Annotated in this window: 20 protein-coding genes, 3 pseudogenes and 1 other annotated feature; of the genes and pseudogenes, 15 read left to right on the forward strand and 8 right to left on the reverse strand. The window is 62.9% G+C overall.

Annotated features, from left to right (window positions below; genetic code table 11):
- The first annotated feature begins 107 nt into the window (after positions 1–107).
- From RGU41_RS11715 to RGU41_RS11755, 9 genes are all read left to right on the forward strand, one after another.
- Positions 108–755, forward strand: a complete 648-nt coding sequence (locus RGU41_RS11715; RefSeq protein WP_322136284.1) for a cytochrome c biogenesis CcdA family protein — start codon at positions 108–110, stop codon at positions 753–755.
- Entirely contained in the window at positions 740–1,084 is a 345-nt protein-coding gene (locus RGU41_RS11720; protein WP_322136285.1) for a hypothetical protein, read from the forward strand. The genes RGU41_RS11715 and RGU41_RS11720 overlap by 16 nt, the downstream gene beginning before the upstream one ends.
- A complete protein-coding gene (locus tag RGU41_RS11725) occupies positions 1,081–1,752 on the forward strand; it encodes a peroxiredoxin family protein (RefSeq protein ID WP_322136286.1) in 672 nt (223 codons plus the stop codon). The genes RGU41_RS11720 and RGU41_RS11725 overlap by 4 nt, the downstream gene beginning before the upstream one ends.
- Positions 1,749–2,033, forward strand: a complete 285-nt coding sequence (locus tag RGU41_RS11730) for a hypothetical protein (RefSeq protein ID WP_322136287.1) — start codon at positions 1,749–1,751, stop codon at positions 2,031–2,033. The genes RGU41_RS11725 and RGU41_RS11730 overlap by 4 nt, the downstream gene beginning before the upstream one ends.
- Position 2,034: 1 nt before the next feature.
- The gene (locus RGU41_RS11735) at positions 2,035–2,247 is read left to right on the forward strand and encodes a hypothetical protein (RefSeq protein WP_134558755.1); all 213 of its coding nucleotides are present in this window, start codon (positions 2,035–2,037) and stop codon (positions 2,245–2,247) included.
- Between the two features lie 312 nt (positions 2,248–2,559).
- A complete protein-coding gene (locus RGU41_RS11740) occupies positions 2,560–3,174 on the forward strand; it encodes a DUF3105 domain-containing protein (protein ID WP_322136288.1) in 615 nt (204 codons plus the stop codon).
- A gap of 101 nt (positions 3,175–3,275) precedes the next feature.
- Complete coding sequence (locus RGU41_RS11745) at positions 3,276–3,479, forward strand: SHOCT domain-containing protein (protein WP_322136289.1); 204 nt, start codon at positions 3,276–3,278, stop codon at positions 3,477–3,479.
- The gene (locus tag RGU41_RS11750) at positions 3,406–3,831 is read left to right on the forward strand and encodes a recombinase family protein (RefSeq protein WP_322136290.1); all 426 of its coding nucleotides are present in this window, start codon (positions 3,406–3,408) and stop codon (positions 3,829–3,831) included. The genes RGU41_RS11745 and RGU41_RS11750 overlap by 74 nt, the downstream gene beginning before the upstream one ends.
- Before the next feature lie 14 nt (positions 3,832–3,845).
- Positions 3,846–4,064: a helix-turn-helix domain-containing protein gene (locus RGU41_RS11755; RefSeq protein ID WP_322136291.1), complete on the forward strand. Its 219-nt coding sequence runs from the start codon at positions 3,846–3,848 to the stop codon at positions 4,062–4,064.
- A 40-nt stretch (positions 4,065–4,104) separates the two neighbouring features.
- On the opposite strand, the gene RGU41_RS11760 is transcribed toward RGU41_RS11755, so the two are convergent.
- Positions 4,105–5,022 (reverse strand): cation diffusion facilitator family transporter, encoded by a 918-nt coding sequence (locus RGU41_RS11760; RefSeq protein ID WP_166790631.1) that lies wholly within the window; start codon positions 5,020–5,022, stop codon positions 4,105–4,107.
- A gap of 36 nt (positions 5,023–5,058) precedes the next feature.
- Here RGU41_RS11760 and RGU41_RS11765 point away from each other — a divergent pair, with 36 nt between their 5' ends.
- Positions 5,059–5,262: a hypothetical protein gene (locus tag RGU41_RS11765; protein ID WP_322136292.1), complete on the forward strand. Its 204-nt coding sequence runs from the start codon at positions 5,059–5,061 to the stop codon at positions 5,260–5,262.
- Here RGU41_RS11765 and RGU41_RS11770 read toward each other — a convergent pair.
- Positions 5,235–5,601 (reverse strand): annotated as a pseudogene (locus RGU41_RS11770) (ArsR/SmtB family transcription factor). The gene RGU41_RS11765 and the pseudogene RGU41_RS11770 sit on opposite strands and share 28 nt — an antisense overlap.
- Before the next feature lie 422 nt (positions 5,602–6,023).
- Between RGU41_RS11770 and RGU41_RS11775 the strand changes: the two are divergent.
- Complete coding sequence (locus RGU41_RS11775; protein ID WP_134558751.1) at positions 6,024–6,947, forward strand: DNA-processing protein DprA; 924 nt, start codon at positions 6,024–6,026, stop codon at positions 6,945–6,947.
- A 119-nt stretch (positions 6,948–7,066) separates the two neighbouring features.
- Here the strand turns inward: RGU41_RS11775 and RGU41_RS11780 are convergent.
- From RGU41_RS11780 to RGU41_RS11805, 6 genes and pseudogenes are all read right to left on the reverse strand, one after another.
- Positions 7,067–8,278 (reverse strand): annotated as a pseudogene (locus RGU41_RS11780) (IS3 family transposase).
- Positions 7,888–8,000 (reverse strand) — a sequence feature (AL1L pseudoknot). Its footprint overlaps the pseudogene before it by 113 nt.
- Before the next feature lie 618 nt (positions 8,279–8,896).
- A complete protein-coding gene (locus RGU41_RS11785) occupies positions 8,897–9,262 on the reverse strand; it encodes a hypothetical protein (protein WP_322136293.1) in 366 nt (121 codons plus the stop codon).
- Positions 9,263–9,333: 71 nt separating this feature from the next.
- Complete coding sequence (locus RGU41_RS11790; RefSeq protein ID WP_322136294.1) at positions 9,334–9,699, reverse strand: single-stranded DNA-binding protein; 366 nt, start codon at positions 9,697–9,699, stop codon at positions 9,334–9,336.
- 34 nt (positions 9,700–9,733) lie between these two features.
- Positions 9,734–10,015, reverse strand: coding sequence for a glutaredoxin domain-containing protein (locus RGU41_RS11795; RefSeq protein WP_322136295.1), 282 nt, complete (start codon positions 10,013–10,015; stop codon positions 9,734–9,736).
- A 199-nt stretch (positions 10,016–10,214) separates the two neighbouring features.
- Positions 10,215–10,625 carry a hypothetical protein gene (locus RGU41_RS11800; RefSeq protein ID WP_322136296.1) on the reverse strand — a complete coding sequence of 137 codons (411 nt, stop codon included), beginning with the start codon at positions 10,623–10,625 and terminating at the stop codon, positions 10,215–10,217.
- 162 nt (positions 10,626–10,787) lie between these two features.
- The gene (locus RGU41_RS11805; RefSeq protein WP_322136297.1) at positions 10,788–11,288 is read right to left on the reverse strand and encodes a hypothetical protein; all 501 of its coding nucleotides are present in this window, start codon (positions 11,286–11,288) and stop codon (positions 10,788–10,790) included.
- Between the two features lie 94 nt (positions 11,289–11,382).
- On the opposite strand from RGU41_RS11805, the gene RGU41_RS11810 reads away from it, so the two are divergent.
- The 4 genes and pseudogenes from RGU41_RS11810 to RGU41_RS11825 all read left to right on the forward strand — a co-directional run bounded on the left by RGU41_RS11810 (position 11,383) and on the right by RGU41_RS11825 (position 15,096).
- Positions 11,383–11,688, forward strand: a complete 306-nt coding sequence (locus RGU41_RS11810; protein WP_322136298.1) for a hypothetical protein — start codon at positions 11,383–11,385, stop codon at positions 11,686–11,688.
- A 622-nt stretch (positions 11,689–12,310) separates the two neighbouring features.
- Positions 12,311–13,984 carry a formate--tetrahydrofolate ligase gene (locus tag RGU41_RS11815; RefSeq protein WP_322136299.1) on the forward strand — a complete coding sequence of 558 codons (1,674 nt, stop codon included), beginning with the start codon at positions 12,311–12,313 and terminating at the stop codon, positions 13,982–13,984.
- A 233-nt stretch (positions 13,985–14,217) separates the two neighbouring features.
- Positions 14,218–14,667: a hypothetical protein gene (locus tag RGU41_RS11820; RefSeq protein ID WP_322136300.1), complete on the forward strand. Its 450-nt coding sequence runs from the start codon at positions 14,218–14,220 to the stop codon at positions 14,665–14,667.
- Between the two features lie 42 nt (positions 14,668–14,709).
- Positions 14,710–15,096: pseudogene (locus RGU41_RS11825) on the forward strand (GNAT family N-acetyltransferase).
- Positions 15,097–15,120 lie beyond the last annotated feature (24 nt).

Consider the following 15,120-nt stretch of genomic DNA (forward strand, 5'->3'; position numbering starts at 1 on the left):
CCAGCTTCGGCACGCCAGCTAGACAATCGCTTCACAATCACCTAATCTCCTTAGGAGGATAGGTGAATGTCCGCGCAGGACGCGGCCCGAGTGAAGGCGACGAATATATGGAAAATCTACTGTTCGGCGGCACTCTGCTCGCCGCCTTCCTGGGGGGCCTGGTTGCCCTGCTCGCGCCCTGTTGCGTATCGGTGATGTTGCCCGCCTACTTGGCGTCGGGCATGCGTCGGCGTTCCGGCATCGTGGGAGCGACCCTGGTCTTCGCTGCCGGGGTCGCGACCATCATCGTGCCGATCGGTTTGGGAGCAACGGCCTTGATCGGCCTGATCTCCGGCCAGCACGCGATCGTCTTCACGATCGCCGCCACGGCAATGCTGATCGGAGGAATCGCAATGCTGTTCGGCTGGAAGCTGCAGCTTCCGATGCTCGCCCGCCGCGTTCCCGCCGGTCACGGCCTCGCCTCGGTCTACGGACTCGGAGTGTTCTCCGGCGCGGCCAGCTCGTGCTGCGCTCCGGTACTGATCGGCGTAGCGGTCCTCTCCGGCGCAACGGCTTCGTTCCCCGCGGCACTGGCCGTTGGCCTCACCTATGTGGCCGGAATGGTCGCCCCCTCGCCGTCCTGGCGCTGGTCTGGGACCGCAGGGACTGGGGCTCAAGCAAGTGGCTTCAGGGACGCCAGATCACCCTGCACCTGGGCCGGTACCGCCGCCGCCTCGCCGTCGGCAGCTTCGCCTCCGCCGTGCTACTCACCGTGATGGCCATCCTCACCTATATCCAGGCCGCGGTCGGACCCGGCATGACCTCAGGCGGCTGGCTCGCCCAGTTCGGCGCCGACCTCCAACACAGTGTCTCCGTCGCGACCAAGGCCCTCGGCTGGCTTCCCGGCTGGGCCGTGGCGATCGCGCTGGTTGCCTCCGGCGGCTATTTCGTGTGGCGCGCCACCCGCCACACCGAGCCAAAGCCCCCGGAACCAACCTTGGCAACACCCGACGGGCCGGCTCGGTCCGCCGACTCTGAATCCAGCTGCTGCAGCGATGCAGCCCTCGAAACCCCCGCACGCACAGGACAGGACACCACCAAATGAGTTCCGCCCCCAAAAACACGCAACAGTCCCCCAGCATCCGGTCCCGCCGCCCCGGCTGGTTCGGCTGGATCACCGGGCTGCTGATCGCCGGCATCGTCCTCGCCGGGCTATACGGCGTCTTCGCCAGCGCCAACGCCCCGAAGACGGCAGCCGCCGGTACGACGACGCAGTCGTCGTACGACGTCGGAACCCCCGGCATCGGTCAGGTCGCACCCGGATTCACCCTCGCCGACAACTCCGGCGGACAGGTGTCCCTGGCCGACTACTCCGGCAAAAACGTGCTGCTCTTCTTTCAGGAGGGCCTGGCCTGCGAACCATGCTGGACGCAGATCACCAGCCTGGAAACGGACGCCGCGAAGCTCCAGGCCGCGGGAATCGACGCCGTCGTGTCCATCACAACCGACCCGGCCCAGCAGATCGCTCGGAAAACCACCGACATGGGCCTGAAAACTCCGGTCCTGTCCGACCCCGACCTGGTCACTTCGAAAAAGTACCACGCCAACGAATTCGGCATGATGGGCACCAGCACCGATGGACACAGCTTCATCCTCGTCGGCCCCGACGGCACCATCAAGTGGCGCGCCGACTACGGCGGGGCTCCGAAATACACCATGTTCGTGCCCGTCGACCAACTCCTCCTCGACCTGAAGACCGATACCACCTCATGATCGCCCTGACCCTGCTCACTCAAAGCGACTGCCCCTCCTGTATCGCGGGAAAACGAGTGCTGGCCGAACTGTCCGCCGAATTCCCCCTCCAGATCGACGAGGTCGACGTGAACAGCGACACCGGTCGTGCGATCGCCCGTGAACAGCGCCTGGCCTTCACCCCCGGGCTCGTCGCCAACGGCCGGCTGATCGCGCACGGGCGCCTATCTACCCGCGCCCTCCGGCGAAAATTCACCACCATGCTCGAAACCACCGAATCAACACAACCAGAAGGATCCTGACATGCAGCAATTCCTCTATATCCTCCCCGCCCTTATCTGCCCCGTCGGAATGGGCCTGATGATGTGGTTCATGATGCGCGGACGCGGCCACGGTAAAACCGTCGACGGTCCCGAAGAACAAGAACTCGCCCGCCTGCGCGCCGAAGTGGCCGCCCTTCGTCCACAGGCCGCGGCATTCGATGATCGCCACCCCGGTACCGGACCGACCGCGTGATCCCCATTCTGATCTCCCTGGTCGCGACCGTCGTTGCCGCGGCTCTGACCTGGCGGTTCTGCATGCGCCCCATGCTGCGCAGCCGAACCGCCCCGGGTGACGCCGGGTGCTGCTCTAAGCCGGCGACGGACGTCCAGGCGGACATTCAGGCCGCCCGAGCCGAACTCAAGTCGTTACAGGTCACCGTCGGGTATATTTCACCTGAACCGAAGGACCGCTGACATGGCTCGTGAAACACCCCCACACTCGGACGACCACTCAGCTGGCGGAGGTCGCGAATCCGCGCCCGCAACAGTCAAACAGCAACGAGCCGTGCGCCGGGCAGAAAAAGTCGCCACCCTCAAGCGCGAACAATCAAAAGCGAAACGGAACCGAAAGATCGGAATCGCCGCAGCCTGGTCCGCTACAGGGATCGTCGTGCTCGTCATCGTCCTCGTCGTCACAACCAGCGGCGCCCCCAAGAACGCGGCAGCACCGACATCCGTTGACGGCGTACAAACCTTCCCGAACCAGACCTCCCAGCACGTCACCGGCACGGTGAAATACAATCCGCTGCCACCGGTGGGCGGAGACCACTCCGTCACGCTCCTGAACTGTGGCGTGTATTCCGACAACGTCCCCAACGAAAACGCAGTGCACTCGCTCGAGCACGGCGCCGTGTGGGTCACCTACGACGCTTCAAAAGTGAGGGGTGATCAGCTCGCAGCTCTGCGCAAAGAGATCCCATCGACATACGCGATCCTGTCTCCATTCGCCGGTCTCCCGTCGTCGATCGTCGCATCGGCATGGGGCACGCAGCTCGACATCAGCGACCCGGCCGATCCCCGACTCGCGGCATTCATCGCCAAGTACCGGGGCGCCGCAACTGCTCCAGAACCCGGCTCCCCCTGCACCGGAGGCCTGGACGGACCGGGCAAGTTGTTCTGACGTGCGGCGCCGCCAGTGAACACCAAATCCACGATTAAACGTCACGAGAAAGTGAGCACACCATGATGGGATACGGCGGAATGGGCTGGACAGGACCGTGGATGATCTTTGCGTGGATATTCGCAATCGGGGGCATCGTCGCCTTGGCTTTCGTCGTCTACCGTCTCTTCCGTGGAGATCGCCCCGAGCAGGGCAAGACGGCCGGACACAGCTCGGCTCGAACAATCCTGGATGAACGTTACGCCCGCGGTGAGATCGACGAAAACGAATATCGACAGCGCCGCGAAACCCTCAACGGCGGTTAGCGGAGCGACGATCGTGGGCACATTGATCGGGTACGCCCGAGTAATACCGCGAGACCAGAAGGTCGACCATCAGGAACGTACCCTCGTCGCTGTGGGCGTTCGTGTAGAGGACCTGTATGTCGACCGTGGTTTTCGCACGGAGCAGTCCCAGTTGGACCACGCCATCGGCGCCCTCCAGAAGCGAGACACCCTTATCATCACCACCTTGAGCCGCCTAGGTCGATCCACTCCCGACCTCCTGACGATTGCGGAGAGGCTGCGGGCGAGCGGGGCCGGATTCCGAGTTCTCGACATCACCGAGCCCCAGACAAAGCCAGCACCCTCGACGCGACCGCTGTCCTCACAGTCCTGACAGCTCTCGCTGGTATGGAATTCGAGGTCGCACGGGCACGCATCCGAGACAGCGTCTTCAAACGACGTCCTTCTGGCACGCGCCGCGTCGTCCGCAGGGCGACCTTCACCGAACAACAAATCCGGACCGCTCTCCAACTCATCGAATCCGGCGAACACCCCTCACAGGTGGCCCGTAGTCTCGGCATGTCCCGCTCCACGCTCTACCGCCGGATCAACGACATCCAGCATTGACGCGGTAGTCGTGGGTCAATCCAGGTGAGATACTCGTGCCCTACCTCTCCACAGGCCGCGATCCCGCAGTGACCGTTTGGATCGCAAAATGATCTACATTCGCCATCGTTCGCTTCAGGCGGTGTTGGGCGGCGTCGGCAACGCGTTCCGCCACGGACAAGGACGTATCGGCGACCACGATGCACCCCTCGCCGTGAAGGCGGTGCCCCACCCATCTCAGCCGGACTGTCGAAACGTCCAAAACGCCGGGAGTGCTGGTTAGTGCCGAACGGGCTCGGTCCACGAGTTCCGGTTCAATACCGTCCATGATGCGGCGTCCAATGCTTCGCACTGTCCCCCAGAGCAAAACGATAATCGCCGCGGAAATTACCAGCCCGACGATTGGATCGGCGAGCGGGAAACCCAGCATCACCCCGAGCGCACCAACAACCACGGCAAGGGAAGTGAACCCGTCGATCCGAGCGTGCACGCCGTCGGCGACAAGGGCCGCAGACCCGATCTGCTGTCCCACGCGTATGCGGTACACAGCAACGATCTCATTGCCGGCGAAGCCGATCAGGCCGGCGGCCAACACCCACCACAGGTTGTGCAGGGGCTGGGGGTGGAAGAGGCGGTCGATCGACTGCCACGCAGCTACGACGGCCGAAAGGGCAACCACGCCGACGATGAAGAGGCCAGCGAGATCCTCGGCCCTCCCATAACCGTACGTGTAGCGATGGGACGCAATGCGCCGTCCGAGGATGAACGCGATCCATAAAGGTATTGCGGTTAAGGCGTCAGAGAAGTTGTGAATCGTGTCGGCAAGCAGCGCCACTGAACCGCTCGCGAGTACAACCGCGAACTGCAGTATGGTCGTGCCGAGGAGGATGAACAGGCTGATTTTGACCGCTCGAATTCCCTGGGTACTTGCCTCCAATGCGTCATCGATCGAGTCTGCGGCATCGTGGCTGTGAGGCACGAAAAGCCCGTATAAGAACCCTGTGAACCCGGTCGGATGCTCGTGGTCGTGGTCGTGGTCGTGGTCGTGGTCGTGGTCATGGTCGTGGTCGTGGTCATGGTCATGGTCATGGTCATGGTCATGGTCATGGTCATGGTCATGCTCGTGCTCGTGGGATTGGGCTTGGGCGTCACGCGGACGATCATCCTCATGTGGATGCAGGTGCGGGGTATTCATGCGCTGGCCTCGTCCCGGGTGTGATGATGACGAGGGGTGCCTCCCAGGGTGTGTTCCGCTTGGAAGATAGCATCCGACACGAGCTGACTCGCGTGCTCGTTTTCTAGCCTGTAGAACACTCGGGTCCCCTCGTGGCGAGTGGTGACCATCCGCGCCAGGCGGAGTTTGGCCAGGTGTTGAGATACGGCTGCCGGCGACTTGTCGACAGCATCCGCCAGTTGATTCACGGATCAGCTCACCGTTGCGCAGACCAAGAATTATCCGCACGCGGGTGGCGTCAGCCAGCATGCCGAATACTTCGACCGCGAGCTCCACGAACTGGCTGTCGGGTTCGCGGCCACAAATCTGCTTATCTGCATCCATACGCAGATTATTGCACGATGAGTCCCGAGTGGCCAACAAAATGTTTCGATATATAAGTCAACGGCTTCGCGCCGACGGGGCGAGTGATTTGCTACGCCGTTGAGTTGCTTTTCGTCGCGCCCTTTCGATTGCTGAACCCTTGAGAAGAGGGAGCGAATGCGCGCCAGACGACTCCCTTAGAAGCGGCCACGGCCGCCCGGACGACTTGATCGGAGCCGCTGCGCGGCCGGGTTTTTCTTGTTTTGTTGACCTTTCGGCTGCCGATCGTAGCTCGCTTCGATCCTGCGTTCCCAGATTTTCGGGCGCGGTCGCAAGCTCCCTTATTTCGCCCGAAATTCTGGGCACTCCGGCTCTCTCGCTCGCTATCGATTCTCTCGCCGGAAGGCAAACAAAATTGTCGGTTGACCAGAGGGAGCGAGATCATGACGTACACCAGCGTTGTCGAAACACTCAGCACCACAACCAGCACTTCCCTAACCCGGGACACAGCCGCCCGGATTATCTGGGCTGCCCTGGCCGAACCCGGAGACCCCCGCGTCGGCGCCCTCGTCGCTGCAATCGGGGCCGAGCCAGCCCTGGAGCTACTCGTGGACGGGCCCAGCAGTGCGGTGGTGGGTTTCGGCATTTCCGGGCTCCGCGCGCAGCTCCGGGCGTGCTTTGACCGTGCGGCGGCCGTTGAGAGCATCCGAGCCAGCGCCGAGTCCGGGTACCACGTGCTCACCCCGTCCCACCCTGACTGGCCGGTCCAGCTCGAGGACCTACGTCTGGCGTCGCCACTGATTCTGTGGGTGCGCGGCGACCCTGCGGTGCTCTCGATGCGGAGCGTTCTGGTGACCGGGGATCACGACTCGACCGGGTACGGGCGTCACATGGCGATTGACTTAGCGTCCGGGCTCGGGGCCCGCGGGTATGCGATCGTGTCCGGTGCTGCCCGCGGCATCGACCACGCCGCCCTGGCCTCGGCCGTCGCGTCCGGCGGGCACCCGATCGCCGTACTCGCCGGCCGCGTCAACACCCGCTTCCCCTCTGACCGCGGCGCACTCCTCGACGACGTCGCAGAGAGCGGTGCCGTCATCAGTGAGGTGCCACCGGGGGCGACGCCGATTTGGTGGCAGTTCGCTCGGCGCGGCCAGCTGATGGCCGCCGTGTCGTCGAAGACCATCGTCGTCGAAGCAAGCGTTTCATCCGATGCTCTCACTGCGGCCGAGTACGCGGTCGAGCTAGGCCGTCCCCTCGGTGCAGTGCCCGGGTCGGGGTCAGACTCGACGGTGGCCGGCTACCAGCTCCTCGCCAGCGAATTCGGTGCGAGTGTAGTCACGAGTCAGCACGACGCCGACTGGCTCTAACCTTCGCACGTTGGTCACACGATTGAGGAGTCCCGGTACGTCGGCCGGGCCGGCTCCACCAGTCCCGCGCCCTCGAGCCGGACGACCCACTGTGGCAAGCCCCGGGTTTTGTAGAGGCTCTATTGGGCCCGTTTCATCGGTGTGATGTCCGGGTGTGAGTAGAAGTTTGTCTCAGCTTCGACGGGCGGGATCAGGCCGATCTCGCCGTGGAGTCGGCGGTTGTTGAACCAGTCGATGTACTCGGCGACGGCGAACTCGAGGACGTCGATGCTCTGCCAGGGCCCGAGGTTCCGGATCAGCTCTGCTTTGAAAAGCGAGTTGAAGGCTTCGGCCATCGCGTTGTCGTAACTCTCGCCCTTGGACTCGACCGAGGCCACGGCCTCGCGGTCGGCAAGGCGTTCGGTGTAGCGAATCGCCCGGTATTGGACGCCGCGGTCGGAGTGATGCACGAGCTGGGACAGGTCCCGGCCGGCGCGGCGGCGGGTCCAGAAACCCATCTCAAGGGCGTCGAGGGCGAGGTCTGTGTGGAGGGAGGTCGACAGTTGCCAGCCAACCACCCGGCGGGAGAACACGTCGAGCACGAACTCGGCGTAGACCCAGCCGTGCGGATGTAGGTGATGTCCGCCACCCAGAGGCATGCCGGTGCCGGCGCGGTGAAGTGCCGTTTGACGAGGTCCTCGGGGCGCTCCGCGAGGGGCCCGGGAATCGTAGTCCGGGGGCCTTTCGAGCGTCGCACCCCGCGCAGGCCCTCGCGGCGCATCAGGCGTTCGACGGTGCAGCGGGCCACCGGGTGCCCGTCGCGGTGGAGTTGCGCGTGCACCTTCCGGGCCCCGTAGACCCCGTAGTTGTCCTTATGGACGGCGTGGATCCGGGCGGCGGTCACTTCATCGGACACGGACCGTTTCGATGGCGGCCGGGACGTTGCCGCGTAGTAGCTGGACGGGGCGACCTGCAACTCCCACATATCGGCTCGACCCCGAACTCGCTCTTCTTCTCGTCGATGAACATAACTACCTGATCTCGGGGCGGTCGAGCTCCGCCGCCAAGAAAGCCGACGCGCTCCGCCAGATCGCGTTCGCCCGCCGCAACTCTTTGTTCTCCCGCTCGAGCTGGGCCAGCCGGGCCGTGGCGTCGGTCGGCACGCCCGGGCGGGTGCCCTCGTCGATCTCGACCTGGGCGACCCACTTCCGCAACGTCTCCGACGAGATGCCCAACTGCTGGCTCACCCGGGCGCACGTGCCTCGACGTCCGCCCGGCTCGTCACGGGAATCCAGGACCAACCGGATCGCTCGCTCTTGCAACTCGTCCGGATATTTCCGATGTGGAGTCATGATTCTCAACCTTCCAAGGGATCAAGAACCTCCATTAAACCCGGGGCGCAACACTGCTGTGCCTTCAGTGCCCACGGGAACCCCGGACCCGGACAGTGCTCCGAGGGCCCAGCGGATTGCATCCATTTCTGCCAGTCGCACGACCAGTAGCCAGTTGACCATTGCCTCGTCACGGTCTGTCCACTGCACCATCGTCGCAATCTCCGTCCGCTCTGAAACGCCTGATTTTCTGACCTAGCTCGTCCTGTTTTCCTTGTTCCTTGTTCTTGTTTTTTGTACTTAGTTTTGTTTTTTGTTTTTTGTTTTTTCTCTTACCTATCTCTCTCATACACTTCTTCCTCTTTCCCTGTCCCACCACTACCCCTTTACTTCCCAACCCCCCACACAAAGCCGTTGGGTGTGGGGGTTGGGAAGCGAGCGCAGCGAGGGGGTCGCGGTGGGACAGGGAAAGAGGCCCCATACCTATTCGTTTGGGTATTCGCTCTCAACGAATACCCAAACGAATACCCAAACGAATAGGCAGCCCCAAAAACCGACCTCCCAGACCGCCGATTCCTGCCCGGAATTCGTGCGCCGAAATCACCCTGCAGACCCGCTTCGGAGGCCTCCGGAGCGGGTCTAGGAGTAGTCGTACCAGCGGATGACGCCGTTCGCAGTCAGCGCCAGCATCACGGCGTCGTCGGCCTTGTCCGCGAGGTCCGCGGCGTCCCGGAGGGCCAGCTCGGCCCGGATCACGCCGGCGACCTGTCCGGCACCGCGACCGTCTTCACCGTCGTATTGGATACCATCCTGGGTGCCTGCGTGCCAGGTGGCGAGCTGCTCGAACACCTGCCCCAGCAAGCATTGGGCGTTCATCAGCCGGCCGAGCAACTCGTAGGAGTCCCCCGGATGCTCAACAGTTCGGGTGCTGTGAGCGAGTTCGCGGGCGGCCCGGCGGAGTTGCTCGGCGCTGATCAGTTGCGCGCTCTCGGCGCTGATGTCCATCAGAATCTCCTTCACAGATTGGGGCGTGCGGACTGCACAGCCCGCCCACCCGCAGGTCTTCTTGAGCGTCATTACTCGTCAGTGTCGGGTGTGCGGGTACGGCGAACCTGGGCGACGGCACGGTTCAGATCGGGTCCGACGACATCCGCCTGCAGCACACGGCCGGAGCGCCGGGCTTCGGGACCGCCCCAGATCTCGGTGTGTTCACGGCCGACGACCACGACCGGGTCGCCCCGGTGCAGGGTCGCGGCGACGTTCTCGCCGAGTTCGAATCGGGCCTCGACGAAGTGCGTCGTCGCCGCCTCGTGCGCGTGCCAGGCGCCGGCACGGTACTCGCCTGTGTTCTCGATCACCCGGAACTTCGTGACCAGGATCGATCCGGCCGGTACGACCTCCGGATCGGCGGCCAGGTTGCCGGTGATAGTGCGTATGGACATGGTGTGCTCCTTCTCGATTGGCGGTGCGTGGGTACTACTTGGAGTCGGACGGGGTGGGCCGAATTTCGCCGTTTGAGAGGTCGAGACGCGTTCTGAGGGAGTTGATTAGGTCGGGCCTGTATCCGCTCCAGGACACCCCTGGCACCTCTACGACGGGCGCCTGGACGTGACCGAGGCCCGTGACATACTCGAGCGCGACCGGGTCCTGCGCGACGTCGATGAGGGTGAAGTCGATGCCGTGCTGGGTGAGCTTGCGGACGGTGGCGGCGCACTGCACGCAGCCAGGCTTGCTGTAGACGGTGACGATGCCGTTCATGGTGTTCTCCTTGTCGAACCATCTCGGTGTGCCTTTGGCGTCAAGTCATGAGGTGCCAGCGGAGTTATCCACAGGCTGGTCTCGCGCGCGCATACTGCTTCTGTTCTGTTCTTCCTGTTCTTTACTGTTAAGGGGGCCAATAATTGGTCCCCGAATTGACAACTTTTTGGTCCCCTAAGGGGGCAACTAATTGGTCCCCTCAGGGGGCAAATTTCCGACCCCCTAGCGGGTCCTCGGGGAAAAGGTCGATCTCGGGATAGGTGCGGTGCGGGGCCGGAGGTTTGGCGCTGTTCAGGTTCAATTCGAACTCGGCGGTCATACCGACTCCCCCGGATCTGAGGCGAGTGATGACGCCCGCGTCGACTAGTTCCTTCACCGCACGCTTGACGGCCCGATGAGCGGGCGTGGATGCGTTCGATGGCGCCACGAACCCAAGTGCGATCGCCGAGGACTCCCGTCCGCCGAAATAGCGTCGCGGAGGCTGCTCGCCCGGGTTGTCGGCGTCGTCCCAGCATTCCAAGGCCATGTGCAGCAGCAACCGGGTCGCCGTGTTTCCCAGTCCCAACCGGGCAGCGACCAGGACCGCGTTCTTCGCCGCGAACAGGCCCACCGGGCCCTCACCGCAATTCACGGGGCGACGCCAGTGCAGTGTCGGAGGTGCTCGATAGCATGTGCATGGATCGACTCCTCTGCTGGTGACGATCTCGGGCCCCGGGCGGCCACCCGGGGCCCTTCCACGTCACCGGCGTCGGCTTCGGTGACGTGAGGCCGGTTAGCGGCTGCGGACCGGATCCGACGTGCTGGTCGTGGCGCTAGCCTCGACCCAAGCGAGTACCTCGGACCTTTTGTAGAGCACCGTGCGGGGTGTGGGCTTGTAGAACCGGGGCCCCCGCCCCAGATAGCGCAGCTGAGCCAGAGCGCCCACCTTCAATCCGGTGATCTCGCCCACGGTGGCCGGGAGGATATAGTCGTCGTCCATAATCATCCTGTCTCTATAACAGCCATTCGGCTGTTCCAATGTTGAAAACACAATATGGCGACTTCCAACATTTGACAAGGGTTTGCATAGTATCTTGTCTGCATGACAGATTTTCGCACTGAGGCGAGCATTGGCACCCGGATCCAAGCCGTGCGCAAGCACCGCGGCATCCGCACCACCAAGGAGCTCGCGGACATGATCCCCGGCGGTAATGTCACTGAAGCGATCCTGCAGAACATCGAAGCCGGCCGGAAGTCCGACCTCGCCGTCAGCCAGCTCCTCAACATCGCACACGCCCTAGGCGTCACCCCACTCTTCCTCCTGGCCCCCATCGGCAATCCAACGAACGAACTCGACCTCGCCCAACCTCAGCGACGCCTTCGACAGCATGACCGTTATCGAATTCGACGCCTGGATCTCCGGCGAAACCGACGGAGCCTACCGGTGGACCACCACCGACGAACGCTCCGAACGCACCCAACTCCAAGCAATGCGCGAACTCGACGCCCTCCACCGCGAAGGCAAACGCCTCGCAAGCAATGTGGCCGTGGAAACAGCGCTCAGCGCCCCTGGAGGCCTCGACGACGAGAGCCGGGCGTGGGACACCACCCAACAACGACTCGACGACATCAACCGCCGCATCGCCCAGCTCACGTCATACCTAGTATCAGCAGGATGGAATCTCGACAGTTGAACCCAACAGGACGGTTGCCAGTTGCGCCGCGTATTCGGCGAAATACGCCACGCGTTCCTCGGCTGGCAACAGCGCGCTGCCTAATGCTTCCCAGCAATAGCAACCAACGGGAGGACCGTCGCATTACCTAGGAGGGAGCCTCAAATGCTGCGTGTCGGAGACCTACCGCGTGACTTCAATTTGACTTCAATTGGTGCAATTTCGAGGTGATTCCATCACCTCCGCATGACCCAAGTGGCCAGTAAATCATTGGGATACGGACAGAAATCCCGCTGTTCTCCGGGCTCGTTTTGCCCTCCGGAGGCAGGGGCGGCAGTTCGAATCTGCCTGGGGGCACACTGTCGCGTGGCACGTTTGCTCGGAATTTTGCCACAAAGTTCGGACGATCTTGTCCAAAACGCATGTGGGCGTCACAGGCCCGTATCGATCCACACGCATCGACCGCGGTACAAGTAGGCGCTGAAAATTGTGGCTTAGTTCTGCTCGTGGAGTGCTCTGAGCGTCGAGCTCCTGTGCGCACGACGGATGCCTTTCGCAAGGCCAGGTTTGGCCCCGGGTGTGCATCCCCAGCTCCTGATGATCCGAATTGGCCATTGACAATCGGCGTTGATAACGTTTGGCTATGCCATTCGCTCCCCAGACCATCGCCGAACTGGCGGATGAGCTGGGTCTCGGAGTTGACGACCTCGAGCCGTATGGTCGGGGAAAAGCAAAGCTGTCGCTCGACCTGCTCAACCGCCCCGCGAACGGCAAGGGTCGACTCGTGCTCGTTACCGCGATTAACCCGACGCCTGCGGGTGAGGGCAAGACCACGGTGTGTATCAGCCTGGCGATGGGTCTGCGTCGATTGGGACGGAACGCCGTTCTGGCTCTGCGGGAACCATCACTCGGTCCGGTGTTCGGCGCGAAGGGCGGAGGCACTGGAGGCGGCAGAGCCTCGCTCACCCCCGCGGACGACATCAATCTTCACTTCACCGGCGACATTCATGCGATCACCACCGCCCACAATCTACTGTCGGCGCTCGTCGACAACGCAATCTTCTTTCGAGAAGAGATCCCTGGCAGGGGCGTGATCGATCCCGGTCAGGTCACCTGGGGACGCGCGCTCGACATGAACGACCGTGCTCTCCGGCGAAGCATTGTTGGCATTGATCCCAAGACCGACGACGTCTCGCGTCAGGAACACTTCGACATCACGGCGGCAAGCGAGATCATGGCGATCATGGCCCTCGCGTCAGGTCTAAAGGATCTGGAGGACCGCCTGTCTCGCATCGTGGTGGGGCGAACACATGCCGGGCAAGCAGTCACAGCAGGAGACCTCCGGGCTTCGGGCGCAATGACGGTGGTGCTTCGCGACGCGTTGCGACCGAATCTGGTGCAAACCGAGGAGGGCGGCCCCGCGATCGTGCACTGCGGGCCCTTCGGCAACATCGCGCATGGCTGCAATAGTGTGGTCGCGACACGCCTCGCGATGAAGCTCGGCGATTACGCGATCACCGAGGCAGGGTTCGGGTTCGATCTCGGTGGAGAGAAATTTCTCGATATCAAGTGCCGTCTCGCAGGGATCTGGCCACGCGCCGTCGTCATCGTGGCCACACTGCGGGCTCTCAAGATGCACGGGGGCGCGCCGGTCGCGATCTGCGGTGAGCCAGATACCGCCACGCTCATCAAAGGACTGCAACACCTCGAGCATCATCTCGCCACGGCGAGCGCATTCGGCCTCACGCCGATAGTCGCGATCAATCTCTTCCCGAACGATACCGAGTCGGAACTTCTACTGGTCGAAGAAGCCGTCGCTGAGCGCGGAGTTCGATTCGCCCGAGCCGACGGCTTCGCGCGCGGTGGCGAAGGATCGCTGGATCTCGCCCGGGTGGTGAGCGAAGTGGTCGATCCCACCGACGTGGCACCTCCGCAGCCGCGGTTCATTTACAACGAATCGGATTCCCCGCACGACAAGATCCGCAAGATCGCCACGGTGGTCTACGGCGCCAGCGATGTGGTGTTCACCCCGACTGCTGAGATGGACATCGCCCGAATCGCGGAGTTGGGCTACGCGAATCTCCCCATCTGCATGGCGAAAACTCACCTCTCCCTCACTGACGACCCCAGAATTGCCGGTCGCCCCCGTAACTTCATCATCACGGTCCGGGAGGTTCGTCTTTCGGCGGGGGCGGGATTCCTGATTCCGATGACGGGATCCGTACTGACCATGCCCGGGCTTCCAAGAGTGCCCGCCTCGCGCAACATCCGATTGCTTCCGGATGGACGCATTGCAGGACTCATGCAGAACGACTGATGCGTGTGCATACTTGGGCGCGATAACTCGCTCCGTGTTTAGGTCCGGGGAGCCCAGTACCTGAATCCCAGGACATCAACTCGAGAATAGTGATTCGGCTTGGTCCTTATGACAGAGGTGTCCTGGGTGCCCTCATATCAGCAACGGTCGTACTGAGGCACCCGTCTTGATCCCTATGCGTGTTCACGTCAAGCGCGGTCCGGGGCGATCGTCCTCGCCAGTAGGCTCAAGCCATGATTCGCCTGCGTAAGACGCGTTGGAAGGTCGCATACATCCTTATCGGGGTGATCGCGCTGGCCGCAATCGAAATTGCGATCCAGCCGTTCAGGTTGCCGAATCCGCTGTACGCCGTGGTGGCAAACTCGCTGAGCATCCTGCTCATTTTCGGAGGGGTGCGGTCCTTCCGCGGATTGGGCGAACCGATAGAACCACCCCGCGCCTGGTGGAGGATGACGTCCCGGCCACGAGCCGGGTACATCGTCGGATCCCTGTTTGTTTTGAACTCCGCCAATGGCGTGGTCGTTGCGACCACAGGGCCACCGGAGTTGATCTTCAACGTCGCGATCAGCGTGATGGTCGACGCATCACTGGCGTTCTTGTACTTCAGGTCCTCGACCCGGCTGAGAAAAGCGCCTCCGCGTACTGTGCAGGAAGTGCCACGCTGGAAGCCGCTCAAGACCTAGTCGGCCTTTCCCTCGGGCACGGATGCCTCCTATGGTCGGAGCATGTCCTTCCCTCACTCAGACCGGTTGACCTTTCGGAACATGACCGATGCTGACCTCGATGACATGGCCGCCATGCTGGCTGACGCGGACGTAATGGAGTACTACCCACGACCCAAGAGCCGCGAGGAGGCCCAGGGGTGGATCGACTGAAACAAGCGCAACTACCTCGAGCGTGGCTATGGTTTGTGGGTCATCGAGACGAAAGCGGGTGAGTTCGTCGGCGACTGTGGCCTCACCTGGCAGGCCGTCAACGGCCGACCCGAACTTGAGGTCGGCTACCACGTGCGGGCAAAGATGCAGGGACGAGGCTACGCAACCGAGGCCGCTTCGGCTTGCCTCGACTTCGTGTTAACGCCGACCGAAAATAGGGCCAGTATCGCCGATTGAAAACAGGGCCACCGACCATTATGG

Source organism: Cryobacterium sp. 10C3 (assembly GCF_034314285.1).
Taxonomy (GTDB): Bacteria; Actinomycetota; Actinomycetes; order Actinomycetales; family Microbacteriaceae; genus Cryobacterium; species Cryobacterium glucosi.